1 protein-coding gene is annotated in these 418 nt (G+C 67.5%); it reads left to right on the top strand.

Features of this window, described 5'->3' with window-relative positions:
- Positions 1 to 418, top strand: a 418-nt coding sequence (locus AB4Z43_RS33515) for an ABC transporter transmembrane domain-containing protein (protein ID WP_441941006.1), incomplete at both ends; no start/stop codon positions are given.

Here is a 418-nt window from a genome sequence, read left to right on the forward strand (position 1 = left end):
CCCTCGCCTGGATCGTGCTGGCCTGCGCGGTGGTGATCCTGCTGATCATCCTCGCCTTCCTCAGGCCGCTGCGCGGCAGATATCAGCGGGTGGTCGACGCCGAGACCTGGAAGTCGGCGGCGCTCGGCGAAACAGTCGTCGGCATCAAGACGGTGAAGGCGCTCGGTCTCGAGCCGCAGCGCAAGGCGCTTTGGGACGAGCGGGTGGCGGAAGCGGGAAAGGCGCGTCTCGCCTTCGGACAGCTGGCAAGCTGGCCGCAGACCCTGGTCACGCCGATCGAACGCGTGATGGTGCTCGGCACCATGCTGATCGGCGCCTATCTCGCGATGAACGACCGCACCGGCTACATGGTCGGCGGCTTGTTCGCCTTCATGATGATCGCCCAGCGTGTGGCCCAGCCGCTGGTTGGCCTGGCCCG

It is taken from the genome of Mesorhizobium sp. 2RAF45, from assembly GCF_052115225.1.
GTDB lineage: Bacteria > Pseudomonadota > Alphaproteobacteria > Rhizobiales > Rhizobiaceae > Mesorhizobium > Mesorhizobium jarvisii.